Genomic DNA, 26,055 nt, shown 5'->3' with positions numbered 1-26,055 from the left:
GCATTAAAAAACATCTTGCAATCAGCCGGAAGTTTACAGAATATTATCCAATCAGCAATTTATTTACCTTAACCGGATAAACCATCTTAGATCGTCAGATGTTAATTTGAACCTGAGTATGAAAAATAGCTTCAAAACCTGGGCCGTTCTTGGCCTGCTGGCGATGATCGCCGTGATTATTGTGAATGCGATGGCCGTGATGCTTCCCCTTAATGGCATGAGCACCGGAGCCATTTCCGATCGCTACCCCAACCTGTTTGTGCCTGCGGGTTTCACTTTCAGTATCTGGTCGGTTATTTATTCCTTACTGCTTACCTATACCATCTATCATTTGATCGTGGCATTCAGTGCCCCCGGGGCGAGAATCCCTTACCATACACTGGAATCGGTATTGAATTTATTCGTGGTGAGCTGCTTCCTGAATATCAGCTGGATATTTTGCTGGCATTACCTACAGGTTCGGTTGTCAGTAATAGTTATGCTGTTGTTTTTGTCGACCCTCATTTATATATACCGGAAACTCCTGCCCTTAAGGGGAGAGCTTACGGTGACCCAAAAAGTTTGTACCCGTCTTCCTTTCAGTGTTTACCTGGGCTGGATCAGTGTTGCTACTATCGCCAATATCACAGCTTTGCTGGTAGATATGGGATGGCAGGGCGCGGGAATAGAAGCAGCAACATGGAGCAGCATAATGACTGTTGTGGCTACTTTATTAGGAATATATTTCCTGGTGAAGTTTAAGGACCTGGCGTATGCGCTGGTGATAGCCTGGGCATTATATGGCATTTACTCCAGGCAGGGTGCAGACAATGCCATGGTAGGAAATGTAGCCCAGGCCTGCCTCATTCTTTTACTGGCCGGAGCGGTCTTCACCTTTATAAGAAAAAAGAGTGTACATACTGCCGTGGACTAGGATCCACGCTGTGTTCCACCGGTGAGTTTGGTATTGCGGGTAGCGGCCTTGGTACTGCTCTTCCCTTTAACGCCTGATCCAAATCCGGGCTTTGCCGGCTGCGGATTGTTCTTCTTTTTGTCTTTGTTCTTGTTATTATTATTCAGGAGCGACATGGTCTTGTTTTTAATCAACCTACAATTTAGCGGATTACCGGCTAATGGCATAAAAAAAGAGACCGCAGTGATGCGATCCCTCCATATTTTCAGATTATGTTAACGATCAGAGTCCCAATACTTTAGCATCCACGAAGTATTTGGCGGTGCTACGCACCTTTATGTCCTGGTTGATGATCTTATCAGTTGTCACCCGCATCCGGATGGTATAGGTTCCTTTTTTCAGGTATTGTTCCAGTTCTACATTCTCTGTTGTGAGTCGGATGGTATTGGTTACATCGTCGCCCAGGTTGTTGGCAGAAGCGATCTTCTTTTCCGGCAGACCCTCTGCCGCAATATATAGTTCAATATCCTTGAGGAAGTCAAAGGTGCGGCCGGTAGGGTCAAAGATGACCATCTTCAGTTCTTCCAGTTTTACCGATTCGATCATATCCATGCGTGAGTTGTTCATCGTCAGCTCTTTTTCGGCTATGGATGTAACAGGTGGGGTTTCCATATCGGTAGGTGCCAGGGTGGCAAGGCCGGCCTTTATGGTTGTCTCGAACTGGTCATTGATGGTGAACTGCGTGAGTTTATCAACTTTTTCGCAAGAAACGAAACCAAGGGTAAATAGGGTAAGCAGTAGGGTAATTGTTTTCATATGGTATTATTAGAACGGATTATTGGCAAATAACGTTCCAGAAAAGGGAAAAATTGTGGTGGAGGGATGGAGAGATGGAGGGATGGAGAGGTGGAGGGATGGAGAGGAGGTCTAAATCCATAAATTTGCCGACGCATGGCGAAAAAGAAAGCGACAAATAATACTGGTCCCCGTTCCCTGCTAGCAGTACTTATACTAGCGGTGGTGGCCCTACTGGGGTGGTGGTGGTTCAGCAGCAGCCGACCCGATTTTGAGCATTATGAGGAATTCGGGATCGAAGTACCTGCCAATTATTCCATTCACGGTATCGATGTTTCCAAATACCAGCAACGTATCAACTGGGATATGGTGAAAGAGATGGTGGCGGAGGATGTACGCATCGGGTTTGTGTTTATCAAGGCAACTGAGGGATTAGGTAATATGGACGCGCAGTTCAACAGGAACTGGCGAAATGCAGGCGATGCCGGAATCACGCGCGGGGCTTATCATTTTTTCCTGGCTCCTAAGAGTGGCGTTGAACAGGCTGAAAATTTTATCCGGCGGGTGGAGCTTGAAAAGGGTGACCTCCCCCCTGTTCTGGATGTTGAACAGACCTATGGTGTAACGCCCGATAAATTAAGGACAGAAGTGAAGGCCTTCCTCAATCGGCTTGAAGCCCACTATGGTGTGAAGCCTATTATCTATACCAATGTGGAATTCTATAATAAATTCCTGAAAGGTGATTTTGATAACTATCCTCTCTGGGTGGCGCATTACCTGCGAAAGGACCGACCCCGTATTGCGCGTAACTGGGCCTTCTGGCAGTACAGTGAAACGGGAAATGTGAATGGCATAAGAGGTAAGGTGGATTTCAATGTTTTTAATGGTGACTCCACGGATTTTGCGGACCTTTTGATAGAATGAAACGGAGGGATGGAGAGATGGAGGGATGGAAGTTAATTGTAAAGAAAATTTTATGAGTGAAATGGAAGAAGACGCCCGCGATTTGCTAACGCGAACACTGATGACCGTTAGTGTGGGTGCTTTATGGATGCTCACCAACGTTACACTGGGATTGTGGTTCGGATGGTTCTTCTTCGCCAATACACCAACCCTCGGAAATTATATCTTCTATGCCTTTTTTCTGATCAGCCTAATCGCAATGATCCGATATTTTATCAAGCTCTGGAGTAAACCGATTTAGGAGTTCGCTTCCATCCCTCCATCCCTCCATCAATATCTCCTCTTCCTGCTCGCTAAGTATTTCTCATTTATCACCTGGTTCATCGGCTTTTCAAATACTTTGCTCTCTACCCAGGAGATGATATCGAGATAGGCGAAGGCGCGGGTTTCAAAGCGATTCTTCTCAAGATGCTTGATCTTCTGCAGGAATTTTTCGAGTTCGGGTTTTAGCTTGCGCGGACTCAATCCGAATGAATGCCTTATGAAGCGGAACATCTCTTCTTCCACCACAGTCAGGTTCTTCATTTTTGCCATAAAGCGGTAAACAGATTTGATCTGTGACTCCATGATATCATCGTTACCCAGTTCGTAATGCGCCATCATGTGCATGAGCCTGGCATAGCTTTGCAGATCGATGCGGAGGTTGGCAGAAGTATCGTTGATGATCTTTTGCAGATAGTCGATACAGGTATTATAATCGCCGCTGCCGAAATATAATGTTGCAAACTTATAATAGAACACCACGATGCGATGCGGATCAACATAGAGCTCATATTCCTTAAGGTTTTCCGCCATGGTATTCACGAGGCCCAATCCTTCTTTAAAAGTGCCGGTCATCAGGTGCCAGTTAAGCCGGGCGCTGTTGATATAGATATCAGTATGGATCCGGAAATTATCGTGCTGTTGTGCGATGGGCGTTTTGGCAAATTCCTCAAACTGTTTGAGCACCACCTGGAACTGCTGGTAGTTTCGTAAATCGAAATGTGCGTTCAGGAGGTTATGTAATCCCTTAATAAAGTGACCTATCTCCACCTTCTGCATTACTTCCTGCTCATAAAAAAGATCTACCCATTTTTTGGAGTAACGATAGTACATCAGGAAATCCTGCCTGATGAAAGCATACCAGGTATAACTTTGGTAGAGATAGAGCTTCTCATAAAAATCAGTTAGCTCAAATGCATCTGAAGGAAGTTGTTCTTTAAAGAATTGCCTGATGCCTGTTTCGTCTTTTTCATTTCGGGCATGGCCATGCATCACATACCAGCCATAAAGGCGAAGTGCCAGGTTGCTCAGCCGGGTTACACGATCGATATGACCACTGATCTCGAGGGCCTCCTGGGTAAGCTTTTCAGTTTTTTCCTGTATGGTGCGGGTAATATGCAGGGTTTCGATCTTTTTCTCCAGTGAGATCACCTGCGCGAGGTAATTGAACTTTCCATTGGCTGTGGCCAGTTCTTTGGCGCGTTCCAGAATCCGCATGGCCTGGTGTTTGAGGCCCTTATGGTAGAGGATCCGGGCATTATCGAGTTGTTCGGAGAGTTGTAGTTCAAGGGTATCTGTGCTCTTAAGGTCGCGCAGGCTGGCCAGCAGTTGTTTATATAGATGCGATTTGATATTGTTGAGCTGTGGTTTTTTAATGGATGGGAGTTTTTTGAGCAATTCCCTTTCCTCATAGTCGTCGAGTTTGTCGAGCGTGTCAAATAATTCCACAATTTTCAGGTTCTCTTTTGCAGTTGCACGCTTAATATAGAGCTTGAAATGTCGCTTTTCGGCCTTGTGAAGTGATTTTATTAATTGAAATAAAGCATCTGTAGATCGGTTGGGCATCATTAGGTTTTTTTTCGGAACTCCTTGCTGGATAAGCGATTAGGCGCAAAATTACCCTTTTTGGAGTAATAAAAAGTGGCTAAATATGATTTTAAACCACTTATAACAGGCATTACTTTTACATCAGAGTTCAGGAGAAAAGAAAAAATTGGCAAGCAACCGTTAGAAAGGAAGACAATCGTTAGAAAGGGCAAAGCAAGAATTAGAGGCCTGACATCCGGAACTCATTCCCCCGAAAGCCAAAGGGTTGGACGGGACAAACAAGAATCGAACGTTTTTTTATATGGCAAGCAATCGTTAGAGGTCGACTGTTTCTACAGTGGACCTTCTTTTTTTTATAAGCGGTCGTGAAGATAGGGTGAATTTCTCCAATTCCACCAAAAAACTGTTAAAAAATTAACATATTATTTTAGGACTGAAAATCAATTGCTTCGGCAAGAGAATGGGCAATAGTGAATAGAAATTCCACTATTGCCCATTGCCCTTCCATCCCTCCATCCCTCCATCTCTCCATCTCTCCTACAGGCCCTCCGGACTAAACACCTTAATCACCCCATCCCCTTCACTGCTTACAACCAGCAGGCTTTTACCGGTGGGACTTTGAAGCGCAGGGATAAATAGTATTCCTTCAGGAGCATCTCCTGTTTTAAGAACTTGCAGGAACTGCGGATTGCCGGGGTTTGTTACATCGTAAAGTACAACTGCATCCACGCGCTCTAATCCCACGAAAGCAATTATTTTATTTCCCACATTACCAAGTGCTATACCTTCCGGTTCTACGCCCTTATCATCACTGCGTTTGTCTTCATACATGCCAGCGGCGATGATCTTTTTCTCGATGTCATTTTTGCTATCAAACAACAGCTCACCGGTATTTCCATTCCACACACTGAATGAACGGGCGCCAAATGAATAGAGCTCATCATAATCACCGTCACCATCGGTATCACCCTGGGCAGTAGAAATATTCAACCGGCCAAGAACAGGCTTCTGCTGCAACACAGCAGCATTTGGAAACGCAGCAGGATCAAGTGTGATAGCACTGACACGCTTGTTTTCTACATACGCATCATACTCACGTACATCGCCTTCATTAACAGTAAAGAGAAAGGGCACTCCCTTAATCTGCATACTTGCGATAGCATCAGGCTGGTACATCCCAAAAGCAGGAACTGTGCGCAATTCCTTGATACCATCTTCATCACTAGGATCGATAGCGTTCATAATATCGCTATAATCTTTATAACCAAGCGGGAAAATACCGGTGAATGATTGTGATGCGAGGTTGATCCTTGCAATGGCATTGTTTTCCTGCAGCGTTACCCAGGCGGTTTTCGAATCCTGTGATACCGTGATGTATTCAGGTTCCATGTCCTGGGCCAGACTTGCACCGGGGCCAAAGATCCGAAGGCCCTTTTTCTTTAGCGCATACTCCTCCTTGTTATAAGAACTGAAATCAATTGTATTTACAGAATAGTCTTGTCTCACTGAAATAATGGATACTGTTCCAAGGGGGTCATTACTATAATCCGAACTTGGTTCGCCTTCATTTGCGGTAAGTATGAAATTGCCATCAGCGCTATAACAAATCATATCGGGCAAAGCGCCAACGCTGATTTGCTTTAATTCAGTTAGTGACTTTGTATCATAGATATATACGCGGCCATTATCTTGTTTGTTATTAGCTTCAACTGCTGCAGCAAGTTTACCTTCAGAAACTGCCAGACTATTCGCTGCGCCGAATGAACTGATGTCGATATCTGCTATAACTGTCATGGAAGCGGGATTGCTGAAATCGATGACATCGATCTTATTACGATCGGTATTATTCACCACGAACAATCTTTTGGTGACAGGGTCAAATGCGGTGATCTCAGCAGCGCCTTCACCACCAATATCAATTGAGCCGGTCTCGGAAAAACTAGCCGGGTCTTCGTTGGTGAAATAAGGAGAATCGTTTTTATTGCAGGCAACCAGGGACCCCGCCAGCAGAATAAGGGGGAGAAATTTTTTCATAATTAGTGCAGTATTTTTTGGAATAGCAAGGTTAGGCCGGGCTCATTACCATATTGTGAACGCATGGTTATGGAATGGTTAAGGAAGGGAGAAACGTATATTTGCGCCATGCCCTTTAATTTCACCGATTCAGTAAATCTTCTGCGAAAGCTCACGATCCGCCGCGCCTGGAATGCCTCCAAGGTTTTAGGTAGTTATTATGTGAGTAAGTACCTGAAGCAACCGGTGCAATGGGGGCTGCCGATCTCTATCTCTTTTGAGCCAACTACCTCCTGCAACCTCCGCTGCCCCGAGTGCCCCAGTGGACTCAGGGCATTCACCCGCCCTACGGGTATGCTGCAGCAGGATTTTTTTCGTGATACCATTGATCAATTGCATCGCCACCTTTATTACCTGGTATTTTATTTCCAGGGCGAGCCTTACCTGAATCCGGGCTTCCTTGAAATGGTGAAGTATGCCGGCGATAAAGGCATCTATACAGCCACTTCCACTAATGCACATTATCTAACCGATGAAAATGCACGCAAAACGGTGGAGAGTGGGCTCGACCGGCTGATCATTTCACTTGATGGCACCACCCAGGAAATATACCAGCAATACCGGGTGGGCGGAAAACTGGATAAGGTGCTTGAGGGCGCCAGGAATATTGTGCGCTGGAAGAAAAAACTGAAGAGCAAGACGCCCTTGGTGGTATTCCAGTTTTTGGTGGTTAAGCCTAATCAGCACCAGATAGATGAGGTAAAGGCCCTGGGTAAAGAAATGGGTGTTGATGACGTTTGGCTGAAGACAGCGCAGGTATATGATTATGAAAATGATCCCAACCAGCTGATCCCCACTTTGGATAAGTATAGCAGGTATAAGAAGAACGAGAAAGGAGACTACCAATTCAAAGGCAGTCTGGCAAATCATTGCTGGCGTGCCTGGCATTCGCCGGTCATAACCTGGGATGGATTGGTTGTTCCCTGTTGTTTTGATAAGGACGCCCAGCACCAGCTCGGGAACCTGAAGGGAAAGCCATTTAAAGAGGTTTGGCAGGATAGTGATTATAAAAGTTTCCGCTCTAAATTATTAGCGGGGAGGGCGAATATTGATATATGCGCAAACTGTTCTGAGGGAACTAAAGTGTGGGGATAATTGAAGTGGGCACATGGAATTTCTGTAATTTTATCGTTTAACCATTCATTTTATGAGCCTCAATAAGGACATCAACCAGCGAAAGTTCAGAAATGAGCACCAGAAGGCGATGATCAATATGATCTTTTCCTACAACTGGCTGATGGAAAACACCCGTAAGTTCCTTGACCACTATGATCTCACCAACCAGCAGTTCAATATCCTGCGAATCCTTCGCGGGGCGGGTGAGCCACTCAGTACGCTTCAGATCAGGCAACGCATGCTCGATAAAATGAGTGATACTTCCCGCATTGTGGACAGGCTGGTGAAGAAGGACCTGGTGCGTAAAACCGTTTGCGGTGCTGACAGGAGGCTGGTAGATGTTGTTATAACAGAGAAAGGAAAAGAACTCTTATCGCAGATGGATGCCCAGGAAGATGAAATGGAATCCGTGTTAAAAAACCTTGATGAGGCAGAGGCGCTACAGCTTAATCATTTGCTGGATAAACTACGCAATTCTCAGGATTGACTCGCGAGGCAATATATTTAACGGTTCCTATAAATGGAAACCAATGCAACTGCCTTATTTTTAAGCGTTGCGATTGTTGATGAAATCTCTGAAATGAAAAAATCTCTTACCCGTATTCTTTCCATTTTTATATTGTTGTCATCTGCCGTTGGAGTCAGCAGCCAGGCTCCTGAAGTATTGAAAGGCGTTCCCCCTGCAGCCCTTCCCAAAGCGCCCATTGCCGCACCCATGGAAGTTGCTGAAGCAGGCCTGGCAACAGCTGCTCCTGAGTTCAGGGGTGCATGGGTCGCTACCGTCACCAATATTGACTGGCCTGATGCAGGCAGTTATCATCCCGATGACCAGAAACTGGAATATATCAAGCTGCTGAATATGCATGAGCGGAATGGCATGAATGCCGTGATAGTGCAGGTACGTCCGGCCGCCGATGCCTTCTACCCTTCCCCTTATGAGCCCTGGAGCGAGTGGCTCACCGGCAAGCAGGGAAAGCCACCCGTACCCTACTATGATCCTTTGCAGTTTATGATCAGCGAGGCGCATAAGCGTGGAATGGAATTCCATGCCTGGCTGAATCCTTACCGGGCGGTCTTCAATATAAAAAAATCTGTTCCGGCGCCCGACCATGTGAGTAGACAGCACCCCGACTGGTTCCTTAATTATGGAGATAAGACCTATTTTGATCCGGGTAACAAGGAAGCGCAGGCTTTCGTGGTTAAGGTGGTCAGGGATTTGGTGAAGCGCTATACCATTGATGCGGTGCATTTTGATGATTATTTCTATCCATACCGGCTTGCGGGAAAGGAATTTCCTGATACAAAAACATTCAGGGAATATGGTAATGGTATGACGCGCGACGACTGGCGCCGGAGTAATGTAGACTCTATTATTGTTGGTTTATCGCGTGCCATCAAGGAAGAAAAGCCCTGGGTGAAATTCGGCATCTCACCTTTCGGGGTATGGCGTAATGCAGATAAGGACCCCATGGGGAGCGCGACCACTGCAGGAGTAACAAATTATGATGATCTCTATGCTGATATCCTCCTCTGGCTTCGTGAGGGTTGGATCGATTATGTGGCTCCACAGATCTACTGGGAGTTTGGGCATAAAGCTGCTGCTTTTGAAGTTTTGCTCGACTGGTGGAGTCGCAACAGCTATGGTAAACATTGCTATATCGGATTGGGTATCTATAAGGCGGGAACCAGTGCGCCATGGCGCGATAAGTCACAGCTTCCAAGGATGATTGAGGCAGTTCGCAAAACCCCCAATGTTCATGGTGCTGTTTATTTCAGTAGTAAGAGTTTCGTGAAAAATCCGAATGGATGGAGCGATAGTTTAAGACTTAATTATTACAGGCAGCGTGCAACCATACCTGTAATGGAGTGGATTCCTGAGAAAGAGCCATCGCCGGGTGAATAAACAGTAAGCGCCACATTGATCTACCGCTGCCTGAAATCATATCCCTGGGTCTTACCTTCCAGCATATCAACATACTGCAATGACCCAAGCCGAAAGCGTAGTGGGATGCCGGTGCGTTGTTCGAATTTCCACTCCCCAACACAAATTACTCCCCATTGATTCATTGACATATGCGGGGCGATCGCGGCAGGATTATTCGGTTGAAAATAAGGGAGGGACACATTGTACGTTGTCCAGAAAGGGATAGATTTAACCCCGGAATAAGCACTCCCGCCCGCAGAAATATTGAATTTTTTTTCCATTTTATCCACAATTGTGAACTGGAAGGCGGAAAAAAGATCCTGATGGTATAAAATCCGCTCCTGTTGCGCATTTGAGCACATCTGGACTGCTCCAAAAAGCAGTGTTAATAGAATTTTAAGGAATCCTTCCCCCTGTATTACCATGAATTTTGTAATTTACGGCCTGGTTTTTGTGGAAAGCGCGGCCATCCCACCGGAAAGGTCCGCCATAAACCCTAATAACGTATGGCCCTTAGTCAAAGTTTACAACAAAAATTACTGCAGAAGCTTTCTCCTCAGCAGATACAGCTGATGAAGCTGCTGCAGGTGCCTACGGCAAACCTCGAAGAGCGGATAAAGGAGGAGCTGGAGGAGAATCCGGCCCTGGAGCAATCGGATGAAGCTTCTGATGAATTTGATGAAAACCGGGATGATTTTGAGGGTGAGGATGAATATGATACAGAAGGAAGTGAGGATGAATATGACAAAATTGATATCAGCGATTATGTTCATGAAGGGGATGATGATATTGCCGATTACCGGCTTCGCGATGATAATTACCCTGAGTTGGACGATAAGCAGGTGATGCCCTTTAAAGTTGAGACCACACTTCATGATACGCTTGCTGACCAATTGGGTATGCTTAAACTAGACGAGCGCAGCAGCAAGATCGCCGAGCAGATCGTGGGAAGCATTGATGATGATGGTTACCTTCGTCGCGAAACAGCCTCCATCCAGGATGACCTGGCTTTCCGCCAGAATATTGACGCAACTGAAGATGAGATCGAAGGATTGATCAGACTGATACAGCAATTTGATCCCGCCGGAGTGGCTGCCCGCGACCTGCAGGAATGCCTTCTCCTTCAACTCGAACGCCGCCGGTCGGTGGGAGGAATTGCCGTTGAAGGAGCTATTGAAATCCTAACCCGTTATTTCGATGAGTTCACCAAAAAACATTATGATAAGATCCAGCGGGGATTAAATATTGACGATGATCAATTAAAGGAAATCATCCAGCAGATCATTAAACTGAGTCCCAAACCTGGCGGAAATATAGGTGAGATCAACAAGGCCGAAAGCTATGTGCTGCCCGATTTTTTCATCTATAATAATGGTGGCAAACTTGAACTTACCCTCAACAGCAAAAACGCACCTGATCTTCGTATCAGTGAGGGTTACCGCGACATGTTGAAGGATTATGACAAAGGCACAAAGAAAGACAAACGCCAGCGTGATGCCGTACTTTTTATCAAACAGAAAATAGACGCGGCCAAATGGTTTATCGACGCCATTAAGCAAAGGCAGGAGACGCTGATGATGACCATGTCAACCATCATGGAATACCAGCAAGAATTCTTTCTCACGGGCGATGAAACTACGATGCGCCCCATGATCCTGAAAGATATTGCAGAGCGGACGGGACTAGACATTTCCACTGTAAGCCGGGTAGCTAATAGTAAGTTTGTACAAACTGAATTTGGCACTTACCGGTTGAAGTTTTTCTTCTCTGAAAGCCTGAGTACGGAGAGCGGTGAAGAAGTTAGTACACGCGAGGTGAAAAAAATTCTAAGCAACCTGGTGGAAGCAGAACATAAGCGCAAACCTTTGAGCGACGAACGCCTTACTGAACTTTTGCAGGAAAAAGGTTATAACATTGCACGCAGAACAGTGGCCAAGTACCGTGAACAACTGAACATCCCGGTGGCCCGACTAAGAAAGGAAATATGATGGTCTTCTCTGAACAAAATGAGCAATCCGCTGCCCAGGGTGCCGAACCTGAACAAACGCCTGCACCACTTCGTGTTTTTGGCCACCTGCTGTCCTTTATATTTCACCCCCTTTTCATCCCTGCCTATATCACCGCTTTTCTTCTTTACCTGCATCCATTTGCATTTGCTGGCGAGAATGAATGGTATAAAACATTAAAGCTTGCTTCGGTGATGGTGAGCACAACGCTATTCCCCGCGTTTACTGTTTTCCTTTTGAAGCAACTCGGCTTTGCGGGTAGCATCCACCTGAAGGAAAAAAAGGACCGCATCATTCCTATTGTGGCATCTATGATCTTCTATTTCTGGATCTTTTATGTAAGTAAAAACCGTCCGGATAATCCACCTGAATTAGTGCAGATGCTCTGTGCGGTTTTCGTTTCAAGTATCATTGCGCTAACTGCTAACAACTTCATAAAGATCAGCTTGCATACTATTGCAATGGGTGTGCTGGCAGGCTTTTTTATTCACCTTGCCTGGAACAGTGAGATCCCCATGGGTATGCCTCTCTCGATTGCATTACTTATTGCAGGAGCCGTTGGAACAGCGAGATTTGCCGTGAGTGACCATACTGTGAAAGAGATCGTATGGGGATATGCAACAGGGTTGGCGTCAATGCTGATAGCGGTCGTAGCCCTATGAAGTAAGAAGCAAAACAGGTAAGAGGTAAGATGTAAGAGGTAAGAGGTGAGAGGTAAGAGGTAAGATTTAGGAGAAGGAGCCCATTATATACATTTGGATAAGGGCTCTTGAAATAGCGGACCAGAGTAATATTGCTAATAGACTCACGCCAACTACAGCAATTTTTTCCACCAGCGCTGCGAATCGAAAACAATTGCGCATAGGCCCTGGCGTAATACAGAACATGCGACAGTAACATAGTGCCTAAGAGTCAGAATAAAGCCGGTGGCCTGTTATAAACTGCCATCAGCGGGAAAAACCCGATCTATTCAGACCGGGTTCAGGGGTTGTCCAAACCAGCAATTGATCTAATACATTCTAAGCGTTGAGTATCTGCGATTTCGCCAGGTATTTTTTGGACGGGTGATATATAAACAGGCAACTGCCATGTTTAATGGCATTGATAACTTTTTTTGATTGTTCCCTCGGCACTGCAGGGCAACCGAAACTGCGGCCATTGAATTTATTTGATCTCAGGAAATCCGAACCAACATAATCCGATCCATGCACTACAATATTGCGTGCGGAAGCTTTGTCATTTATTCCTCTTTCTACCCCATCTATTTTTAATGCCAGTCCATGCTCCCCGAAATAGGTTTGTCGTGTTACATAAAAACCCAGGCTACTTTGGTGGCTCTCCGGACGATTGGAAAACTGTTTCGCATACTCACCTCCCGAATTCCGGCCATGTGCTACATAGGTATGAACAAGTAATTTCATCTCTTCTACATCAATAATATACATGCGTTTTCTGCGTGAAGACTGGCTAAAGTCGCAGATTGACAAAACATCACCCCGACGAAGTTTTCCCATTTGGCGAAGGTTCTTATAGCCCCTCCATGCATATTGAAATGCAGCAGAAGAAAGTCCTCTTGCGCGAAGGCCCAATTCTGTATAGATGGCTGTAGCTTCTTCGGCAAGTTTGTGGGAAGTATTTTTCTTAGCTGACACATTTGTCTTATCCAGAGCAATTGGGTTACCGTTACTATGAGAAACTGGATTTTTGGAGCCGGTTTTTGTGGTGGGGTCTTCAATCAGCAGCGCAGTGAATCCGGTAATACGCCTTGTTGATTCACCGGTGTCTTTTCCCGTCATAAAGACGGGAGTGAGCAGGCCTGCAAATAGCATCGAGCCTACCATAACAGTTTTCACGGTCAGGTTCATGATCTGGGTTTTTCAGAGGTTTGGAAGGATATAACGGTGAAGCGGGGGAAATATTATGGAGGGATGGAGAGATGGAGAGATGGAAGGATTTAGAGGGAGGGTTTAGTCCTTTTTCTTTTGAATGGTGATGCGGGGGGATTCTGATTTGGATTCAGATCTTGATTCAGATTTGGAAGGTGAATTGGAGGCTGCTTTTGTTGGTTGTTTGTGAGGTTGTTGATTTCGGGGTTTGTTAACGGGTTTATTTGAAGACCTGTTATCTGCTTTTGAACCGGGTTTGGATAATGACTTACTTTCTGATCTGGTGTCAGTATTGGATGGCTCTGTTTTATTGCTGAATTCATAGCGATAGATACGAATAAGAAGGATAAAAACAGATATAAGAAGTGGTCCAAAAACCAGTCCGATAAAACCGAATAATTGCAATCCGATAATAACTCCGAAAACGGTTATGAGGGGGTGGACATCGCCGATTTTTTTTTGAAGCCAGAATCGGAAAACATTATCTACTGTACCAATGATACCGAATCCGAATATCAGCATAGCAACCCCTCGCCAGGTATCTCCTGCCGCAAAAAACATGACCGCAAGTGGAATATAGGCCAGGGCCGCACCTACGATGGGTAACATGGCGGTGATGCATGTAATGGCAAACCAGAGCATGGGTTCTTTGACACCCAGAATCAGGAACCCAATCAAACCAACTAAACCCTGCAGTATAGCAATAAGTGGGATACCGATAGCATTGGAATAAACCAGCGATCCAACTTCCTTGCGAAGATCTTGCTGGTGCCTTCGGCTCATGGGGGTAAGATCAGTAAAAGCATCCAGCATTTCTTTGCGCTGGGTAAGCATGAAATATAGAATAAAATACATCACAACCAGGGTGGTTAGCGTGTTGAAAGTGGCACCCAGTATACCCGGGAGTGTTTTGGCTACTTGCTCACTCACCTGTCCCATATACTTATCACTCAATATTTCAAACCCGGTCTTCTGTTCAATACGTCCAACATAAAGTTTAAGGGCATTTACGGCTTCTGTTATTTGTTGTTCGGATATGCTTAGCCGCGAGATCACCAGCTTCACAACTGCTCCTATTGGCAATACGATTACGATGAAAGATAACAACATCAGGGCTGCCGCTGCCAGCGACTGTTTCCATCCCCTGTCTACAAGATTCTGCATCCATTTCCCCATTAATACAAACAGGGTAAATGCACCGAGGGTGGCTGGCAGGAATGCTTTCATCTCAAAGAAAAGCAGTACTGCTAATCCCGCTATGATCAGGAGGAAAAATGATTGTCGAAGTTTGTCCGGATCGATATAGCTCATAGTCGGTTAATGGTGAAAGTTATCTAGGCAATAGGCAATAGGCAATAGATAAAGATGCTGAAATGAAGATAAGTAAAATCAATTGCCTATTGCCTATTGCCTATTGCCTATTGCCTATTGCCTATTGCCTTTTTATATCGCCACCGTTTTCCATCTCCCTCTCCGGAACAGTAGCCAGGCTGTGATGGTGATCGCGGTTTCTGCAACGGGGATTGCGATGAACACACCCGGGGGGCCCATCTCCAATGTTTTTGCAAGCAGGTATGCCAGTGGTATCTGGAAAAGCCAGAAGCCGAAGAGGTTTATCCAGGTCGGCGTTTTGGTATCGCCGGCGCCGTTGAAGGCATTAGCCATAACCATTCCGATTCCATAGAAAATATAACCGGCGCTCATGATGCGTAAAGCCTGCACGCCTATTCTTTTCACATCAGCTTCTGTGGTAAAAAAGCCAACTATTACATCTGCTGCTGCAAGGAAAAAAAGCATTACGGCAGCCATGAAAATGGTGTTATAGAGTGCTGCAGTGTTTACTGAACTTTCGGCTCTTTCCGGATGACCGGCGCCGAGGTTTTGTCCCACCAGCGTTGCTGCCGCATTAGCCATTCCCCATGCCGGCAAAAGGAAAAAGATCAGGATCCTGATTGCAGTCTGGTATCCTGCGGAGGCAGCGGAATGCCCGGTTTCGGCTACTAGTCTTGCGAGGAAGATCCAGCTGCAGGAACCGATGATGAACTGCATGGTTCCTGGTGTAGCCACTTTAAGCAGGGATCCAATGATGCTGAAGTCGGGGCGCCAATCCGCGGTTTTAAGTTTTACAATTCCTTTTCCTCCGAAAAGGTGGTAAACCTGATAGCACACACCGATTCCCCTTCCTATAGTTGTGGCCAAAGCTGCACCAAATAAGCCAAGTGCAGGGAATGGTCCCCAGCCCAGGATCAGGAGTGGACAAAGAATTATGTTGGCTATATTGGCGATCCAAAGGCTTTTCATGGCCATGGAGGCGTCTCCTGCGCCCCTGAAAATACCATTGATAAGGAATAGCAGCATGATGACTATGCTACCTCCCATCATGAGCCTGGTATAGGGGGTACCCAGGGCGATAGTTTCGGCCTCCGCTCCCATCCATCGTAGTATATCAGGCGCCAGAATTATACCTGTTATGCTTATTACCACCGTAATGGCGAGTGCCAACCAAAGTGATTGCATGGCAGCGTGGGCTGCCGCGCGAGGGTCTTTCTCTCCGATTCTTCGGGCTACCATGGCCGTAGCTGCCATGCTTATACCGATAGCGAGGGCATAAACAAGTGAGAGGACAGACTCCGTTAGTCCCACCGTTTGAATATTATGCCGGCTATCGGGAAGCCTTCCTACAAAATAAAGGTCCACCACTGCGAAAACGCTTTCCATTCCCATTTCCAATATCATAGGAATAGCTAGAAGAAAAACGGATCGGCGGATGCTTCCCGAGGTGTAATCCTGTTCATCGCCACGAAGGGCGGCGCGGATAAGGCGAAATATATTACCCATTGAAAGGGTTGATGCGTCGTTCTGATGCATTGTGACTGTTCAGTTGGTTAAAAAAACTAGTGCTAAGGGGTTGCCGGTTAAATTACCGGATGGGGGTATAGCCTTCGCAGGAATGCTTACCAGTTGACTGATTTTGGGTGGGTTATCTGACCCAGGTCGGTGGGGGGCCGACAGCTTAGAAAATCATAAAATAAATATTATCGGCTGTAAAAGTATATATTATTCTTTTACACAATACGCAAGCGCCGATAAATATTCCTGGACGTACTGCTCTATGTGTGAGCGGCGATATTGCATGATGAACCGCGGATGGGGAACGGAAATGATCTCGTTGAAAAAATGATACTCCTCATTGAGCCAGTTAAGAAAATGCAGGTTCTTATGTCCTCCGATGCAGATGGCTTTGTGGCGCCGGATGCCGCAACTGAGCTGGCTTTGAAGACATTGGACTGCATAGGGTTTTATAGATGCGAGAAGATGTGGGTCATCATAATAGTTCAGATTTTTACCTGCCCTCACGAAGCCAATCGGACTAACGGAGCCTATATAGAATCTGCTGTAGAATGCCGCGGCACCACCATATGCACGGATTAGGGTATAGATGAATTCGGCTGAAAGCTCTGAAGATTCACCGAAGGGATGGGTTATGCCGCAATCATTCAATAATTGCCTGGGTGCTGTAAAATTGATGCCTGTAATACCTGCACCGAATCTACCTGGATTGATTCCTATAAGCATGACCCGGAGTTCTCCATCGGAATAAAAACGGTTAAAAAATTCCTGTATTACCCGCTGTACCTCAGGTTGAGGATGCGGATAAAGAAGATCAATACCTTCCGGTAGTTTTTCCGGTGGCTGGAGCTTTCTAAAAAAAGATATGGCGCAAGTAGAGAACATTGAACTTAGGTTGTTCAGGAACATGATGTTCGAACATCCCCCGAACATATGTCAGACACCTAATACAAACTAGGGTTGCTGTTGATGAAGTTTACGAGAGAAGCTGCATTTTTTAGTTTCAGTTTTTTCAGGATATTATGGCGGTGTACCTCTACTGTTTTTAGCGATATATCAAGTTCCTGGGCTATTTCGCGGGAAGAATGGCCGGCCTTGATATAATGTATCACCTGGATCTCACGATCGGTGAGGCTCTGGATATCGTGACCTTCACCTCCGGGCTCCAGAACTTGTTCAGAAATTATATTCCGTATCTCATCGCAGATATATTTATTCCCTTTGTCAACTTCAAGAATGGCCTTTACCATTTCTTCGCGACTGCTGTTTTTGGTTACATATCCCTGGGCCCCTACCTGAAGCATCTTACGTGCGTAGGCCGGTTGTGAATGCATAGACACGCCGATGATTTTTGTATTGGGGCTAACCTTCCGAATTTCACCGGTGGCATCGAATCCACTCATTGGGACCATATTGATATCCATAAGCACTACGCTGGGTTTATGTTCGCTGGCGATCTGAATGGCCTCACCGGGATCACCACAATCGGCAATCACTTCAAAGCGGGAATCACTCGCCAGGATAAAACTCCATGTTTCGCGGATCAGCTTGTGATCATCCACTATCAGTATTGAAACTTTTTTCATCAGGTATTCTGGTTGTTTTTATTTGGTAATACAATAATAAGTCTACACCCTTCACCAGGTGCCGTGAGCACCTGAACATCTGCATTAAAGATGGCTGCTCTACTCATAATATTAGACAATCCCATGCCGTCTTTCAACTTTGCTTCATTGAGATCAAAGCCCTGACCATCATCTTTAATTTCGAGACGGGTGAACCTATTTGTATAAGTTATATCGATTTCGAGTTTATTTGCTTTAGCGTGTTTGATCACATTATTGACCTGTTCCTGAATGATCCTGAACAGGGTCAGTTTTTGTTTGGGATGCAAAATACTATCCAACTTTTCTTTGTGGCGGAAAATTACTTTTAATTGTCGGGTAAGTTCAATGTTTTCTACCAGGTCATTGATGGATGAAACAAGTCCGAGGTCATTGAGACTGGCTGGCATCAGGCTCCTGCTGATGGTCCGGATCTCATTTATGGCACTCATGATGGTATCGGAACTACGGCGTATCATCTGCTTTGACATGCCATCCTCATTTTGGGCCACCTCCAGGAAAAGTTTGGCTGTGGTGAGCAACTGGTTTACGTTATCATGAAGTTCTTTACCGATTTCAGCGCGTTCACTTTCCTGAACATCCACTACGGCTTGTGCAATCTGCTGCTGTTTATGGATCTCCTGCTGCACCAGTCGCTCCTCCATACGCTTCCGTTCAGTGATATCTTCGCAGGAACCAATCATACGTATTACTTTGCCTTCCTCATTATACATGCAGTACCCTTTATCTATTACAAGTGCATAGCTGCCATCGGCTTTCCGGAAACGATATTCTTCAATGAAGAGACCTTGTCTTTCCCCGTTTAAAACCGAATCTATACTTTTGAGTACGCGTTCACGGTCATGGGGATGAATCTTATCCTCCCAATTATTAGTATCGCCGGGGTAGAACTGTGATGGATAGCCGAATAGTGAATTGAAGCCCTCTCCCCAGAATGAAACTCTTTCAATTGCATCCCAATCCCAGATGGCTTCATTAGAAGCACGTGTTGCCAATAAATATCTTTCATTACTCATACGCAGTTTCTCTGCTGCTTGTTTATTTTCAATGATCATCGTCAGGATATGAGTGGCCCTATTGATCATCGTTAGTTCGTCTGGCCTGGGTGATCTTGCAACCTGGAAGAATACAGAAAATGTTCCCAGCACTTCAGCGGATGAGCTAATAATGGGTATGGACCAGGTTGCCTTTATACCTAACATTACAGCACCCTGGCGTGTAGTTTCTGCAAGATCGCTTTTGCTTATATCTTCAATAAATACCTGCTGCCGGGTTTCTACTGCCCTTCCGCAAGTAGTATGAATTGAGTCATTGGGGGTATTATTTACAAAATCCCTGAAAGCAGCAGGAAGACTTGGAGCAGCAAGACTAACAGCTTCTCGAAGGTTACTTTTACAAAGGAGAACGGCACAATAAAGATTATCACCAAGGGCTTCCAGTCCAACAATTAAGTGATTTGCAATCTCCTGCAGTGAAGCATTAGATCCCGTATGCATTTCCAGCACTTCTTTCTCCAATTGCACAAGGTTTTCGCTCCGCCTGATCTGTTGGTCGCGGATGTTTTTTTCAATTACTGAACTAAGCGAAGAAGCAAATGTGGTGAGGGTGTCTATGGTTGTCTTACTCCATTGTCTGGCATTTTCTTTCTGGCCACAACCAAAAATACCCCAATTACCATCACTGGTTACAAGGGGTATAATCAAAAGCGATTTATATCCCAACTTATCCATCCAGCTACGTATAATTTCATTTGATTCATTGGCAATATGGTACTCTGTTACAAAACCCGCAGTATTCCTTTCTTCTTCAGTTAACAGGGAAGCAGCACCAACGAAGAAGTGGGCCTTCTGCATCACAGTGCAGGGTGAAGATTGGCACCATATATGGAATAGCTTGCTTTCACCTTTCACACCTTGTAATACAAAGAGACATTCTGCCTGAACTGCATCACCCAGTACCTGAAGGCATTGCCGGAGGCCATCTTCTATAGAGTTACTAGTTAGTAATAATTTAGAGGACTTAGCGAGAGCTGAAGAAAGCCGATCTCTTTCCACAAGCTGGTCTTCAGTCATTTTCCGATAAGTTATATCCCTGCTATTCGTTTGGATATAAATTACTTCGCCATCTTCAACGATTGGTTTAGAGACAGTTTCCAGCCAGATAAAAGAACCGTCTTTCTTTCGGAAACGATATTGAACAGAATGGCTGCTCATTCCCTTACTGTTATGATTATGCGCATCTCTTACTGTGGTATCCGCATCTTCCGGAAGAAAAAAATCATAGGGAGAGCGATTGGTGAGTTCTTCGGGCTCATAACCAAGTAACTGTCTTGATGCCGGAGAAACATAAATATAATCGCCATTAGGCCGGTGCAGACAAATCAGGTCATGCGCATATTCTGAAAGAAAACGGAATCTTGCTTCGCTGTTGGCGAGCTCTGATTGGGCTTTTTTGTGATTGGTCATGTCACGTGCGGTAACATGAATACCATCTGTCTTACCATTTTTAATGATAAGCCTGGAACTCACTTCAACGGGTATGCGCGTTCCGTTTTTGGAGACGAATTCAGATTCATAAACGGTAAGGCTCGAGCCGCCATCCATTTTTATTTTACCCTGTTCAATGGCATGTGTGAGCTTTTCAGGTGCGAAGAAAAGATGTGATGATTTACCTGTCATCTCCTCTTGCGAATAACCAAGTAATTTCTGTGCCATGCGATTCATTGATCGCACATTTGAATTGGGATCAATGATATAAATTATATCATTTGCATTCTCGAACAAGTCGCGGTAACTCTGTTCACTTTCACGAAGGTCGATTTCAAGTTTTTTCTGGGCACTTATTTCAGCTATTGTGATAATCATGCCTACCAATGCTGATTCAGAATTAAGGATAGGAGAATAGCGGCATGAGTACCATTGATTTGTGCCTGGCAATACGTATTCAACAACTTTACTACTACGTGTTTCTACTGATTCATCAAAGGCGGGACGAAGGCGGTGTTCAAGTGGTTCAAAATATTTATGGATTACATTACGAACATCCTGTCCCAGGAATAGTGAAGGTTCTACATACAATACACTCGGATCTTTGACCCAGAAATTGATATAGATTCCATCTTTATCGAGTTCAAAAACCATATCAGTGAGGGAGGCTACCAGGAGTTCAAGCTCTGTGAGCCGACCTTCAATTCTGTCGCGTATTGCAGCAGGAAATCCGAACCAGTCGTATCCACCAGGATGGGGCACAACTGTCCAATAGACTGGGAGTAAACTTTCTTCTTTAACGCGAATAGATGCACGAAAGCAGACAGGTTCACGGTAGCGGGTAGCAACACCAAGGGCAGAACTCGCGCTGCTATCAAGATGTAGTAGCGCGTCGAGTTTTACAGGTGTTGCTTTAACCTCTTTTCCGGAAAGCAAACTGAGCGCATCGCTGCAAAAGGATATCACACCTACTTCATCTGAGTGGAACCGATAGGGCAGGTGTTGCGTCATGCTATGTATTCCCTGGCTGGTAACGATCATATCCTTAAAGTTAGGCAGAACAGTTCAGTAGGAAAAACATCAGACAGGAAAGGTTATTTTGCCAGATTCTGCATCCATAATCCAAGCTGGTCACAGGAAGCAAACTGTGGATCAATGGTGAGATAAAAACTCGGGATCTTATTGGCGAACCATTTTTCGATGGTTTCATATCGCTTCTCTTCAAGGGCTCTTTCTGCCACCTTATTATAATCGTCTTTCAGGTTTTCGCGATGGGGTTCTGTACGTGATTTCAGGTAAATTAATCGTACTCCTTTCTTACCCCGCTCATCGGTATAAACAAGGGGTTTTGAAAAGTCGCCGGGATTGAGATCTTTCAATTGTAATACCAGTTCCTTGTCGAGTTGATCGATGGTGCAAAAGGTGCCGTTCCCACACTGGCGCATACCACCTGTGAACTTGGAATTTTCGTCTTCACTGTACCTGTTAACTGCCTCCCCAAATCCTACTGTTCCATCAACAATTCTAGTACGGAGGGAATCCATTTTTTCAACAACCGTTCCTACTTCGGTATCGGTTATTGCGGGGATTTTCAGGATATGGCGCACGGTTGCATCATCTCCGGCGCGGCTAACCATCTGGATGATATGGTATCCGAATTTACTTTTGAAAACAGGGGAAACCTGTCCTTCGCGAAGCCTGAAGGCATTGGAAATAAATGCCGGGTCCATTTGTTTTTCGGTACGGTTAATGGCATACATGCCACCAGTATTTTTGCTTCCCGGATCATCTGTATAAAGGCTAGCGAGTGTCTCAAATTTCTGACGTCCCTCTTCTACCTGCTGTTTAAAATCCTTGAGTTCTTCGATGGCATAAAGTTCCAGGTCACGGCTCGCCTTTGGATACATCACTACTTCACCTACTTCAAGTTCACTCTCATAAAAGGGTAAACTGTCAAAGGGGATTTTATCGAAATAATCCTTTACTTCATTTGGTGTGATTCGGATGTTTTCGACGATCTTGGCCCGCATCATTTCAGCCTGCTTCCTCTCTGTGAAAGACTGCCTGAAATCTTCCTTTATCTGGTAAACAGTTCGTCCCGCGATTTGCTCGAGGGCATCTTTGGAACCGTACATCTGAACGAAACCACGAACCTGGTTATCAAGCAGCGCTTCGATCTCTGCCTCACTCACAACCAGTGAATCTTTTTCAGCCTGTAACACCAGTGCTTTCTGAGCAAGGGCCTGTTCCATGATGATACATTCCGGGTTATCGGGAAGTGTTTGTCCCTGACGCTGTGCATCAAAGATGGCGTTCCTGATATCGGAGTGGAGTATGATCTTATCTCCTACCACACCAATAATTTTGTCAGCCACTACTTTACGCGTTTGTGCCTGGGTGAGGTAGCCGGCGCTGATGGCCGTCAAAAGCAGCAATAATTTCTTCATTCTTCTACAAATTAAAACAGGAGACGGGCTCCTGTTTCGATTGTTTGATTATTTAACAAAATGATATGGCTCCTCACAGGGTTACTGTGAGGAGCGGATCATTACAGAGTACGTTTAACTTCTTCTTCTTCGATTGCCACGATGGTATCTCCCACCTGTATATCGGCAAAGTTTTTAAGTGTAAGTCCGCACTCGTAATTGTTGTTTACTTCTTTTACATCGTCTTTAAAGCGTTTCAGGCTTCCCAGTTCAGCAAAGGCTCCTTCGGTACGAGGGTAGATGAGTACGCCATCGCGGAAGAGGCGGATCTTACTATCGCGCTTGATCTTACCTTCCGTAACAAAACATCCGGCAACAGTAGCCTTATCGAATTTGTACACTTCCCTGATCTCCACGGTAGCAACTTCCTTCTCCTGTACTTTGGGTTCAAGCATTCCTTCCATGGCGCTTCTGATCTCTTCAATGGCATTGTAAATGATGGAGTAAGTCTTGATCTGTACACCTTCATTTTCTGCCAGCTTGGCTGCCTGTGAGGATGCCCTGACGTTAAATCCGATGATAATGGCGTCTGATGCAGTTGCAAGGAGTACATCACTTTCTGTGATTGCACCAACGGCTTTGTGCACAACGCTCACCGCGATCTCTTCGGTACTTTGCTTGATCAGGGAATCACTCAGTGCCTCCACAGATCCATCCACGTCACCTTTGATGATGAGGTTGAGCTGCTTAAAGTTACCCAGTGCGAGGCGTCGGCCGATCTCATCAAGGGTGATATGTTTCTTGGTACGGATACCCTGTTCCCGCAGGATCTGTGCCCGGCGGGTAGCGATATCTTTAGCTTCTGATTCGTCTTCAAATACGCGGAATGTTTCACCCGCCTGTGGTGCACCATTCAGACCAAGGATCAAAACTGGTGTGGATGGTGGGGCCTGATCGAGCTTTTTGTTCCTTTCGTTGAACATTGCTTTCACCCTTCCGTAGAACTGTCCCGATACTACCAGATCTCCCTGGTGAAGGGTACCGTTCTGAACAAGTACGGTAGCAACATATCCGCGGCCCTTATCGAGGGTTGCTTCAATGATGGTTCCGTTTGCTTCTCGCTCGGGGTTTGCTTTCAGGTCCAGAATTTCAGCTTCGAGCAATATTTTTTCGAGCAGGAGATCAACATTGAGTCCTTTTTTAGCGCTCAGTTCCTGGCTCTGGAATTTACCACCCCATTCTTCAACGAGAATATTCATTCCTGCGAGCTGCTCATATATTTTCTGAGGGTTTGCACCATCTTTATCGATCTTGTTTATGGCGAAGATCATTGGAACACCTGCGGCCTGGGCATGGCTGATGGCTTCTTTCGTTTGTGGCATCACGGCATCATCTGCAGCGATCACGATCACAGCGATATCGGTAACCTTGGCTCCACGTGCACGCATCGCCGTAAAGGCTTCGTGACCGGGTGTATCGAGGAATGCGATCTTTTTACCACTTGGGAGATCAACTGTATAGGCACCAATGTGCTGGGTGATACCACCTGCTTCACCGCCAACTACGTTGGCAGAGCGGATATAGTCGAGCAGTGAGGTTTTACCATGGTCAACGTGACCCATGATGGTAACGATGGGACTACGTGGCTGAAGTTCATCGGGTGAATCTTCATCATCTTCTTCATCAAGCTGGTCAACGTCATCAACTCCGATAAATTCAACATTGAATCCAAATTCATTGGCAACCAGTTCAATTACTTCAGCGTCGAGTCGTTGGTTAATAGACACCATCATTCCAAGTCCCATACATTTTCCGATAACATCGGCATAACCAACATCCATCAGGTTAGCCAGTTCGCTAACGCTGATAAATTCTGTTACCTGCAGGGTCATATCCTGGGTCTCATTGCCTTGCTGGTCGGCCATTTCCTGGCGTTTCTCACGGCGGAGCCTTGATTTTACACTTCTACCTTTGCCAGAGCTTCCGGCCATTTTGGCCTGGGTCTGGCGTATTTTCTCCTGGATCTCTTTCTGGTCAATTTCTTTTACTTCACGAGGACCACCGGTACGAGGTGCTCCTTGTCCCGGACGGGCCGGACCTCTGCCGCCTCCGGCACCTGGGCCCTGTGGACGCGGGAACCGGCCCCCGCCACCACCCTGACCGGGTGGACGTTGCTGGCCCTGGTATCCGCCACCACCACCCTGCTGTCCGCTTGCCTGCTGGCGGGTGATATTCTCCCCTTTCTTGTCGATAGGGATACGTTTACGTTTACGTTTTTCGTCATGGGCAGCGGATGATGCTGATGCACCGGCTGATGCTGCTGGCGCTGCTTTAGGGCGGGTATCGCTATCAACCGGAAGCTGGATCTTACCTAAGATCTTAGGCCCGGTAAGGCGCTGTGCCTGGATATTTTCAATCATCGGCGGCGTTTCAGGTTCTTCCTGTGGTGCTGCGACCGGTGGGTTTTCAATAGTCTTTTCTTTAGCAACAACATCTTCTTTAGGTACGGCTACCGGGGCTTTTGGCGCTTTAGGAGCGGGGGGTTCCACTGCTTTAGCCGCGGGTGCGGGTGCCTCTGATTTCTTCACCGTTTTCTTAGGTCGGGTTGAAGAATCGATGGTAGAGAGGTCGATCTTGTCAATGATCTTGGGGCCCTCAAAGCTTGCGGGCTTTTCTGTTACAGGCGTAGCATCCGGAACAGAAACTTCTGCTACAGGGGCTGGTGTCGCTTCCACAATGGGAGCAGGCTCAGCTTCCGGGGCCGGTGTTGGAGCCGGAGCTTCAACCGGAGCAGGTTCAGGGGCTTCCACCTGGGCAACTGGTTCCGGAGCAGCTGGCGCTTCCACTTTTTGAACGGGTGCCGGAGTGGCCTCAACTACTACTGGCTTTTCTTCCTTAACAGGCTCTGTCTTCTTAACTTCTTTACGAATACTGATATCCTCATCTTCCTTCCGCTTCTTATCCTGCACACTGCCTTTGGGCAGGTCAATCTGGTCGCTTTTGATCTTTGCCACTTTATCGCCCTGAAACTCACGCTGAAGGGCATTGTACATGTCCTCCGTGAGTTTGGAAGTGGGTTTCAGATCTTCACGATCAAATCCTTTGCTCGCCAGAAAGTCAACAAGGGTGTCTTTACCGATGTTGAATTCCTTGGCCGCAGCCATCAATCTAGGTGTTGTTGTTTCTGCCATTTATCTTTTCTGT

At 45.9% G+C, this 26,055-nt stretch carries 21 protein-coding genes; 8 read left to right on the top strand and 13 right to left on the bottom strand.

The genetic code is table 11. The features are described 5' to 3' along the window. The first annotated feature begins 118 nt into the window (after positions 1 to 118). On the top strand, positions 119 to 913 hold the full coding sequence (locus tag HY58_RS00360; protein ID WP_039126147.1) for a tryptophan-rich sensory protein: 795 nt from the start codon (positions 119 to 121) through the stop codon (positions 911 to 913). Here the strand turns inward: HY58_RS00360 and HY58_RS19370 are convergent. Together HY58_RS19370 and HY58_RS00355 are read right to left on the bottom strand one after the other, a co-directional pair. Next, a complete protein-coding gene (locus HY58_RS19370) occupies positions 910 to 1,068 on the bottom strand; it encodes a hypothetical protein (RefSeq protein WP_156123517.1) in 159 nt (52 codons plus the stop codon). The two genes, HY58_RS00360 and HY58_RS19370, sit on opposite strands and share 4 nt — an antisense overlap. 106 nt (positions 1,069 to 1,174) lie before the next feature. Beyond that, positions 1,175 to 1,708 carry a hypothetical protein gene (locus HY58_RS00355; protein WP_039126144.1) on the bottom strand — a complete coding sequence of 178 codons (534 nt, stop codon included), beginning with the start codon at positions 1,706 to 1,708 and terminating at the stop codon, positions 1,175 to 1,177. Between the two features lie 135 nt (positions 1,709 to 1,843). Here HY58_RS00355 and HY58_RS00350 point away from each other — a divergent pair, with 135 nt between their 5' ends. Together HY58_RS00350 and HY58_RS00345 are read left to right on the top strand one after the other, a co-directional pair. Further along, positions 1,844 to 2,611 carry a glycoside hydrolase family 25 protein gene (locus HY58_RS00350; protein ID WP_039126141.1) on the top strand — a complete coding sequence of 256 codons (768 nt, stop codon included), beginning with the start codon at positions 1,844 to 1,846 and terminating at the stop codon, positions 2,609 to 2,611. Between the two features lie 52 nt (positions 2,612 to 2,663). After that, the gene (locus HY58_RS00345) at positions 2,664 to 2,891 is read left to right on the top strand and encodes a hypothetical protein (protein ID WP_156123516.1); all 228 of its coding nucleotides are present in this window, start codon (positions 2,664 to 2,666) and stop codon (positions 2,889 to 2,891) included. A 29-nt stretch (positions 2,892 to 2,920) separates the two neighbouring features. On the opposite strand, the gene HY58_RS00340 is transcribed toward HY58_RS00345, so the two are convergent. Next, a complete protein-coding gene (locus HY58_RS00340) occupies positions 2,921 to 4,480 on the bottom strand; it encodes a hypothetical protein (protein ID WP_371197759.1) in 1,560 nt (519 codons plus the stop codon). Positions 4,481 to 4,996: 516 nt separating this feature from the next. Beyond that, positions 4,997 to 6,493 carry a choice-of-anchor I family protein gene (locus tag HY58_RS00335; protein WP_039126135.1) on the bottom strand — a complete coding sequence of 499 codons (1,497 nt, stop codon included), beginning with the start codon at positions 6,491 to 6,493 and terminating at the stop codon, positions 4,997 to 4,999. A 69-nt stretch (positions 6,494 to 6,562) separates the two neighbouring features. Here HY58_RS00335 and HY58_RS00330 point away from each other — a divergent pair, with 69 nt between their 5' ends. The 3 genes from HY58_RS00330 to HY58_RS00320 all read left to right on the top strand — a co-directional run bounded on the left by HY58_RS00330 (position 6,563) and on the right by HY58_RS00320 (position 9,551). Further along, positions 6,563 to 7,627 (top strand): radical SAM/SPASM domain-containing protein, encoded by a 1,065-nt coding sequence (locus HY58_RS00330; protein WP_253271469.1) that lies wholly within the window; start codon positions 6,563 to 6,565, stop codon positions 7,625 to 7,627. A 52-nt stretch (positions 7,628 to 7,679) separates the two neighbouring features. Further along, the gene (locus HY58_RS00325) at positions 7,680 to 8,135 is read left to right on the top strand and encodes a MarR family winged helix-turn-helix transcriptional regulator (RefSeq protein ID WP_039126130.1); all 456 of its coding nucleotides are present in this window, start codon (positions 7,680 to 7,682) and stop codon (positions 8,133 to 8,135) included. A gap of 93 nt (positions 8,136 to 8,228) precedes the next feature. Continuing rightward, positions 8,229 to 9,551 carry a glycoside hydrolase family 10 protein gene (locus HY58_RS00320; protein WP_253271468.1) on the top strand — a complete coding sequence of 441 codons (1,323 nt, stop codon included), beginning with the start codon at positions 8,229 to 8,231 and terminating at the stop codon, positions 9,549 to 9,551. A gap of 20 nt (positions 9,552 to 9,571) precedes the next feature. On the opposite strand, the gene HY58_RS00315 is transcribed toward HY58_RS00320, so the two are convergent. After that, positions 9,572 to 9,997 carry a hypothetical protein gene (locus HY58_RS00315; protein ID WP_039126126.1) on the bottom strand — a complete coding sequence of 142 codons (426 nt, stop codon included), beginning with the start codon at positions 9,995 to 9,997 and terminating at the stop codon, positions 9,572 to 9,574. A gap of 81 nt (positions 9,998 to 10,078) precedes the next feature. Between HY58_RS00315 and rpoN the strand changes: the two genes are divergently transcribed. Both rpoN and HY58_RS00305 read left to right on the top strand, forming a co-directional pair. Then, positions 10,079 to 11,560, top strand: a complete 1,482-nt coding sequence (gene rpoN / locus HY58_RS00310; protein ID WP_039126122.1) for an RNA polymerase factor sigma-54 — start codon at positions 10,079 to 10,081, stop codon at positions 11,558 to 11,560. Next, on the top strand, positions 11,557 to 12,240 hold the full coding sequence (locus tag HY58_RS00305) for a hypothetical protein (RefSeq protein WP_052323698.1): 684 nt from the start codon (positions 11,557 to 11,559) through the stop codon (positions 12,238 to 12,240). The genes rpoN and HY58_RS00305 overlap by 4 nt, the downstream gene beginning before the upstream one ends. 357 nt (positions 12,241 to 12,597) lie before the next feature. Here HY58_RS00305 and HY58_RS00300 read toward each other — a convergent pair whose 3' ends face one another. The 8 genes from HY58_RS00300 to infB form a co-directional block, all read right to left on the bottom strand. After that, positions 12,598 to 13,443, bottom strand: a complete 846-nt coding sequence (locus tag HY58_RS00300) for a murein L,D-transpeptidase catalytic domain family protein (RefSeq protein ID WP_253271467.1) — start codon at positions 13,441 to 13,443, stop codon at positions 12,598 to 12,600. Positions 13,444 to 13,545: 102 nt separating this feature from the next. After that, complete coding sequence (locus HY58_RS00295) at positions 13,546 to 14,775, bottom strand: AI-2E family transporter (RefSeq protein ID WP_072037549.1); 1,230 nt, start codon at positions 14,773 to 14,775, stop codon at positions 13,546 to 13,548. A gap of 132 nt (positions 14,776 to 14,907) precedes the next feature. Next, a complete protein-coding gene (locus HY58_RS00290) occupies positions 14,908 to 16,332 on the bottom strand; it encodes an MATE family efflux transporter (protein WP_082021999.1) in 1,425 nt (474 codons plus the stop codon). Positions 16,333 to 16,521: 189 nt separating this feature from the next. Beyond that, positions 16,522 to 17,199 carry a uracil-DNA glycosylase family protein gene (locus HY58_RS00285; protein ID WP_039127613.1) on the bottom strand — a complete coding sequence of 226 codons (678 nt, stop codon included), beginning with the start codon at positions 17,197 to 17,199 and terminating at the stop codon, positions 16,522 to 16,524. A gap of 59 nt (positions 17,200 to 17,258) precedes the next feature. After that, positions 17,259 to 17,900 (bottom strand): response regulator transcription factor, encoded by a 642-nt coding sequence (locus HY58_RS00280; RefSeq protein WP_052323696.1) that lies wholly within the window; start codon positions 17,898 to 17,900, stop codon positions 17,259 to 17,261. After that, positions 17,900 to 21,466, bottom strand: a complete 3,567-nt coding sequence (locus HY58_RS00275) for a PAS domain S-box protein (protein ID WP_039126119.1) — start codon at positions 21,464 to 21,466, stop codon at positions 17,900 to 17,902. The genes HY58_RS00280 and HY58_RS00275 overlap by 1 nt, the downstream gene beginning before the upstream one ends. 53 nt (positions 21,467 to 21,519) lie before the next feature. Beyond that, positions 21,520 to 22,872, bottom strand: coding sequence for a peptidylprolyl isomerase (locus tag HY58_RS00270; RefSeq protein ID WP_039126115.1), 1,353 nt, complete (start codon positions 22,870 to 22,872; stop codon positions 21,520 to 21,522). Between the two features lie 101 nt (positions 22,873 to 22,973). Continuing rightward, positions 22,974 to 26,042 carry a translation initiation factor IF-2 gene (gene infB, locus HY58_RS00265; RefSeq protein WP_039126112.1) on the bottom strand — a complete coding sequence of 1,023 codons (3,069 nt, stop codon included), beginning with the start codon at positions 26,040 to 26,042 and terminating at the stop codon, positions 22,974 to 22,976. Positions 26,043 to 26,055 lie beyond the last annotated feature (13 nt).

The organism is Flavihumibacter sp. ZG627, from assembly GCF_000814325.1.
Taxonomy (GTDB): Bacteria; Bacteroidota; Bacteroidia; order Chitinophagales; family Chitinophagaceae; genus Flavihumibacter.
This window is presented reverse-complemented; position numbering and strand designations above follow the sequence as displayed.

Bases quoted from the DNA above. Each gene is read 5' to 3' on its own strand.
- HY58_RS00360 (WP_039126147.1), top strand. From the start codon at position 119: ATGAAAAATAGCTTCAAAACCTGGGCCGTTCTTGGCCTGCTGGCGATG.
- HY58_RS19370 (WP_156123517.1), bottom strand. From the start codon at position 1,068: ATGTCGCTCCTGAATAATAATAACAAGAACAAAGACAAAAAGAAGAAC.
- HY58_RS00355 (WP_039126144.1), bottom strand. From the start codon at position 1,708: ATGAAAACAATTACCCTACTGCTTACCCTATTTACCCTTGGTTTCGTT.
- HY58_RS00350 (WP_039126141.1), top strand. From the start codon at position 1,844: ATGGCGAAAAAGAAAGCGACAAATAATACTGGTCCCCGTTCCCTGCTA.
- HY58_RS00345 (WP_156123516.1), top strand. From the start codon at position 2,664: ATGAGTGAAATGGAAGAAGACGCCCGCGATTTGCTAACGCGAACACTG.
- HY58_RS00340 (WP_371197759.1), bottom strand. From the start codon at position 4,480: ATGATGCCCAACCGATCTACAGATGCTTTATTTCAATTAATAAAATCA.
- HY58_RS00335 (WP_039126135.1), bottom strand. From the start codon at position 6,493: ATGAAAAAATTTCTCCCCCTTATTCTGCTGGCGGGGTCCCTGGTTGCC.
- HY58_RS00330 (WP_253271469.1), top strand. From the start codon at position 6,563: ATGGAATGGTTAAGGAAGGGAGAAACGTATATTTGCGCCATGCCCTTT.
- HY58_RS00325 (WP_039126130.1), top strand. From the start codon at position 7,680: ATGAGCCTCAATAAGGACATCAACCAGCGAAAGTTCAGAAATGAGCAC.
- HY58_RS00320 (WP_253271468.1), top strand. From the start codon at position 8,229: ATGAAAAAATCTCTTACCCGTATTCTTTCCATTTTTATATTGTTGTCA.
- HY58_RS00315 (WP_039126126.1), bottom strand. From the start codon at position 9,997: ATGGTAATACAGGGGGAAGGATTCCTTAAAATTCTATTAACACTGCTT.
- rpoN (WP_039126122.1), top strand. From the start codon at position 10,079: ATGGCCCTTAGTCAAAGTTTACAACAAAAATTACTGCAGAAGCTTTCT.
- HY58_RS00305 (WP_052323698.1), top strand. From the start codon at position 11,557: ATGATGGTCTTCTCTGAACAAAATGAGCAATCCGCTGCCCAGGGTGCC.
- HY58_RS00300 (WP_253271467.1), bottom strand. From the start codon at position 13,443: ATGAACCTGACCGTGAAAACTGTTATGGTAGGCTCGATGCTATTTGCA.
- HY58_RS00295 (WP_072037549.1), bottom strand. From the start codon at position 14,775: ATGAGCTATATCGATCCGGACAAACTTCGACAATCATTTTTCCTCCTG.
- HY58_RS00290 (WP_082021999.1), bottom strand. From the start codon at position 16,332: ATGCATCAGAACGACGCATCAACCCTTTCAATGGGTAATATATTTCGC.
- HY58_RS00285 (WP_039127613.1), bottom strand. From the start codon at position 17,199: ATGTTCTCTACTTGCGCCATATCTTTTTTTAGAAAGCTCCAGCCACCG.
- HY58_RS00280 (WP_052323696.1), bottom strand. From the start codon at position 17,900: ATGAAAAAAGTTTCAATACTGATAGTGGATGATCACAAGCTGATCCGC.
- HY58_RS00275 (WP_039126119.1), bottom strand. From the start codon at position 21,466: ATGATCGTTACCAGCCAGGGAATACATAGCATGACGCAACACCTGCCC.
- HY58_RS00270 (WP_039126115.1), bottom strand. From the start codon at position 22,872: ATGAAGAAATTATTGCTGCTTTTGACGGCCATCAGCGCCGGCTACCTC.
- infB (WP_039126112.1), bottom strand. From the start codon at position 26,042: ATGGCAGAAACAACAACACCTAGATTGATGGCTGCGGCCAAGGAATTC.